The sequence below is a fragment of the Clostridium psychrophilum genome (genome assembly GCF_018861705.1).
Lineage (GTDB): Bacteria > Bacillota > Clostridia > Clostridiales > Clostridiaceae > Clostridium_AD > Clostridium_AD psychrophilum.
Genome location: NZ_JAHLEC010000167.1, coordinates 1 through 4,794, shown reverse-complemented (window position 1 = coordinate 4,794; position 4,794 = coordinate 1). Strand labels below are relative to the sequence as shown.

The window sequence follows — 4,794 nt, the reverse complement described above, 5'->3', positions numbered from 1 at the left end:
AAGGAATGTTAAATTTAATTAACACATTCATTTATCCTTTTTATATTTTAAAGGTTACTTAAATTTGCAAATCACTTATATTATCAGGATATATTAAACTACAAGTCTACATATATAAATCACAATTAAGAAACTCAAGTTAAGACTTTGTAGAAATAATGGCCGATTTTCCTATAGACGGGTATACAAAGCTTCCTATTCTTCATGGAAAAGCAGTTTGCACAGTTGATGGAACTGGTGAAATTAATCTGAATATTGAACCTGTTTTCAAAGAGGATTAGTAGATTCTTCTCTAAATCGTGTAAGTTACAAGATGTTGAGGAAGAATTCACTAAATTTGAATTAGAGGCTTCTAAAACATGGCATTGAATAGCTAGAAAACTATACTTATAGTGTGATGGGCAGCACGCCATTCAAGTGGGGCTACACCTTTTAGTCTCTTAAAATGCCTGTTAAAACTGGATAGAGAATTATAACCGACCTTAAGAGCAATATCAAGTACCGAATAATCGGTGTTTTCCAATAGTGAAGATGCAGTTTGAATCCGTAGGGTTACCATATATTCAAGTGGAGAAACCTTTAAAGCAGTTCTAAAATGTCTTCTAAAGCTTGTCAGGCTAGTATTACACAAGGAGGCCAAGTAATCTATCTGTATTTTATTCATATAGTTTTTAGAAATATAATTAATGGCAGGTATAACCTTTAATATATCAAAGTGTTGAGAATGAACGCTTGTAGTATCTTCAACTTTTATTAATCGACCTATACTTTTTAAAAATGCCCAGGTAAGCCCCTTTATTACTGAATGATAGGAGTTGGAGCAGAACGTCAACTCTGATATTATTAATTTTACTATGTAAACTAAATCTTGATATTTATCAGAAGATAATATATTTATAAAATCAGCACTGCCTTTTACAATATTAGATATCATCGTAAGTTCCTTAATACTGATTTCTGATAAAAGCTTTTCTGGATCTAAGTATATGAAATGCCATACACTGGCTTTACATTTCTCACTCTGAGCCTTATGAAATTGGTTGTTGAAAATTATTGATATATCGCCTTTAGAAAAGGAAAGTACTTTATTATTTATTATAAAAATTCCTGAACCTTCATAACAGTATCCTATTTCAAGACAATTATGAGTATGAAGCCCGGTAACCTTCTCACTAAGTTTATGAAGATCTAGTATAGCTACTGGAAAGTCTTGTGGCAAATTTATTGGGGCATATTCAAAAATATATTTATTTTTTGGTTGATTCTGCATAGTCATGATCCTTTCTGAGGAGAATTAGTTAATTAAATTTATTATAATAGTATCAGTAGTAAATTGCAACTTAGTTAAACTAAAGTAAATTAATATTAAAAATATAAGGGGAGGATGAGTTATATGCCATATGTAGACATTTCTAAATTTGAAAATATTAAAGCTTTGAGTGATAGTATTTGTGAGTACAGTAGACTCAAATGTGAATATGGATCGGAGGATTTATCAGAAATTGTATCTGAAGTAGAAGAGACTTTAAAGACTGCTCTTTCTAGAGTGAAGGAGGCTGCAATAGATAAAGAATTAGCTATAAAAGAGCCTAATGATTTAGAGAAGATTCACAGGCTCAGGGCAGAAGGACCAAGAAAGTTATGGGATAGTTTCGATAAGGATACATACAGAGAAAAGCTTGAAGGAGCCTTTCTTTCCCGGATAGCCGGCTGTACCTTAGGTGCACCTGTAGAATTTTGGACTGTTGAGAGTATGGAGAACTGGGCTGAATATATTGGAGATGCCTTTCCACCGATAGATTATTGGTCCGATATAAAGAATCCATCAGATTTAAGATATGAAAAAAGTAAGTGTTATGATTATACTCGAAAGGGACTTAATGGTGTACCAGTTGACGACGATATAGTATATACGCTTCTAGGACTTTTAATAGCTGAGGATTCTGGAGTTAACTTTACTACAGAGGATGTAGGAAAATCTTGGATAAAGTACCTTCCATATGCATGTACTGCAGAAGATATTGCTTTGAAGAATTTAAAGAAAGGTATACCTGCCTTAGAGGCTGCGGATGTAGACAATCCATATTGTCAATGGATAGGTGCAGACATACGTTCAGATACTTGGGCTTACATGGCCCCAGCTTATCCAGAAAAAGCAGCAGAAATGGCATATAAAGATGCTTATCTAAGTCATAGAAGAAACGGCATTTATGGTGAAATGTTTTTCAGCGCTACTCAATCTGCTGCCTTCGTCGTTGACAATGCTGTTGATGCATTGAAAATAGGATTAACTGAAATTCCTCAGCAATGCGCACTCTATAAGGATATAGAATGGGCACTAAATGTTGGCACGGACATAAAGAATTATAAGGAAGCTCGCCTGGCTGTGGAGAAGCATTTCATAGGGATGTCAGGGGTTCATACAAACAATAATGCATGCCTTACAGTTTTTGGACTTATGATTGGAGGAAATGATGTTACAAAGGTTCTTTCTGAAATTGTAGCAATGGGAATGGATAATGATTGTACTGCTGCAACAGCAGGCAGTATAGTTGGAGCAATTGTTGGCATAAAGGGAGTGCCTGAGCACTGGTATAAAAACTTCAATAACACTGTTTTATCATATCTTATTGGAAAGGATGAATTTAAGATAGATGACTTAATCAATAGATTTATGAAACAGGCAGTGGAAGTTTTTAAACTCTAGGCACAGTCTTAATAAATTTAAAATAATACCAATTATTTCAAAAAGAGATAATTGGTATTATTTTTATTTAGGAAATTAAACATGCGTTATTACACTTATGACTATTCCTATCAAGTAAAGGTAATATAACACTTCCACTAATGATTAATGATTATGCACAAACATTTACTACAAAGTTGGTGGTATTTGTTTTCATCAGCTACTTTATCAGTTTTACTAATTATAATAGTATTTATATTTTTCTCTGAACAAATAATTTCAGAAAGTTTGAACGTAGGAGTTAAGGATTAAAAGAATTAGAATATCTATAGTATCAAAAATACGTAGTTACTCATTTAACGCTGGTGCTGTTAAATCATAGAAAGTATGTTATTATAAAATTAGTTAATAACTTTATACTCACGAAAATTTTTTGTGAATATGATGAAAATCCAATAGGAATAGATAGTAAATTCACTATTAAATCACATATTATTAAAACTTAGAGGCTGTAGAAGCATCTTTAAAAACAGTAAGAGGTAAAATTGAGTCAAATTGGTGTAAAACCAAGGATTCTGTGAAATTAGATGTCACAATTCTATTTAATAGTAAAGCAAAAGTCTATGTTTCTAAAGCAGAAAGTGGTATAGGCAATGTCAAATTATATGACGGCGAGGATATAATTTATATAAATAAATTCAATAATCTAAAAATCAATGAAATTATAGATATAAAGGAAGCTTATGACTATATTAATGATTGAAGTAGGGTCAAAATATTATTGCTTTAGATGTGAGAACAATAATGTGATATGTTAACTAATCTATGAAGGTGTAAATATATAATATTAGGTATTGAATTGAATCTTGAATTTTAAAAATATATGTTATGTTAAACAAACAAAGAGGGCAACATATGTTAAACTAACAAAAATTACAAAAGAAGAGAGGCATATAAAAATGAAATTTACAAATGGTATTTTTAATAGAAAAGCTCAAAACGTAATAAATGATTACAAAAATAAACTCCCAGAAGATATACAATACATCGATTCATATATAGATATAATCAAATCAGCATTATTGAAGAATAATATAACTGCTGTTGAATTATTTTATTCGTTTGATGGCAAAGAATTATTTGATAAAATCAAGAATGAAAATTCATCCAACAATATTTTAGTTTTATACAAAGGAAATATTGATAATCAAATTGCAAAAAATAGATATGTTAATGTATATCATTCAAAACGCGGTATTTATTCTTTAGTTGTTTTTCAACATCAATTTATATATGAAGAATTATTTGGAGTCGAATTATGGAATGATGGTAGTTCAACACCTCAGAAAATACATACATTTAACTGTTATATATCAGAAAAAATTAATTATTTTGCAGGCTTGAATTGTAAGGTTATGGGTATAGCTGTAGGAAATATTAATAAGAAACAGTATGAGAATTTGATGGATGATTATCATAACGCAGTTAAAACACCTATAAATAAAACTACACCAGGAAAAGTAGCAATATATACAGGCATTGTATCTACAATTGGGGCTGGATTGCTTGTAGGATTAAAAATATTCTCAAAAAAAGATAAAAAATAATACAGAAAATTATATATTTAGTAAAAAAATTACGCTTATCTAGCGTGATTTTTTATATTAAATCATCTCCGGAGGTGCTGTAACATCTCTGAAAGTGATGCATCTTTTATTTTTATAAGTTAATTCTTTTTCCATTCTACATCTAAATTTAAGAATTCATTGTCAATCCTTTCAGGGATAACATTATATTCATCATTTAAAGAGTTTGATATTTTTGTAAGGTCTTTTTCAGCAATTAAAAAGGAACTACTTATTTTATCCTCGCAACTCTCCATTATCTTCTTATCCATTTTTGTATTTAACACTAATTTTATTGGTGAGTGCGTGATATAAATGAAGAGGATTATCCTTTAATGAGTTTAATTGTATAGTACTTAAATAATAATTTAATGACCTGTTGTAAAATGAAGTTGAACCAATAAGAAATCCATAGTGGATTAATTCTGTGTTATGCTTTAATCGCCTAAACTAAAACACACAGGAGGATAATCACTATGGAAT

At 30.3% G+C, this 4,794-nt stretch carries 5 protein-coding genes and 1 pseudogene; 4 read left to right on the top strand and 2 right to left on the bottom strand.

Features of this window, described 5'->3' with window-relative positions; all coding sequences use genetic code 11:
- Nucleotides 1-158: 158 nt before the first annotated feature.
- Nucleotides 159-281 carry a hypothetical protein gene (locus KPL38_RS20150; RefSeq protein WP_281419375.1) on the top strand — a complete coding sequence of 41 codons (123 nt, stop codon included), beginning with the start codon at nt 159-161 and terminating at the stop codon, nt 279-281.
- Between the two features lie 92 nt (nt 282-373).
- Here KPL38_RS20150 and KPL38_RS18225 read toward each other — a convergent pair whose 3' ends face one another.
- Nucleotides 374-1,270 (bottom strand): helix-turn-helix domain-containing protein, encoded by an 897-nt coding sequence (locus tag KPL38_RS18225; protein WP_216290555.1) that lies wholly within the window; start codon nt 1,268-1,270, stop codon nt 374-376.
- A gap of 123 nt (nt 1,271-1,393) precedes the next feature.
- On the opposite strand from KPL38_RS18225, the gene KPL38_RS18220 reads away from it, so the two are divergent.
- The 3 genes and pseudogenes from KPL38_RS18220 to KPL38_RS18210 all read left to right on the top strand — a co-directional run bounded on the left by KPL38_RS18220 (nt 1,394) and on the right by KPL38_RS18210 (nt 4,293).
- Complete coding sequence (locus KPL38_RS18220) at nt 1,394-2,707, top strand: ADP-ribosylglycohydrolase family protein (protein WP_216290554.1); 1,314 nt, start codon at nt 1,394-1,396, stop codon at nt 2,705-2,707.
- A gap of 493 nt (nt 2,708-3,200) precedes the next feature.
- A pseudogene (locus KPL38_RS18215) lies at nt 3,201-3,449 on the top strand (alpha-L-rhamnosidase C-terminal domain-containing protein); the annotation flags it as partial.
- A 196-nt stretch (nt 3,450-3,645) separates the two neighbouring features.
- Nucleotides 3,646-4,293, top strand: coding sequence for a hypothetical protein (locus KPL38_RS18210; RefSeq protein WP_216290553.1), 648 nt, complete (start codon nt 3,646-3,648; stop codon nt 4,291-4,293).
- Between the two features lie 119 nt (nt 4,294-4,412).
- Here the strand turns inward: KPL38_RS18210 and KPL38_RS18205 are convergent, their stop codons facing one another.
- Complete coding sequence (locus KPL38_RS18205) at nt 4,413-4,583, bottom strand: hypothetical protein (protein WP_216290552.1); 171 nt, start codon at nt 4,581-4,583, stop codon at nt 4,413-4,415.
- Between the last annotated feature and the right edge of the window lie 211 nt (nt 4,584-4,794).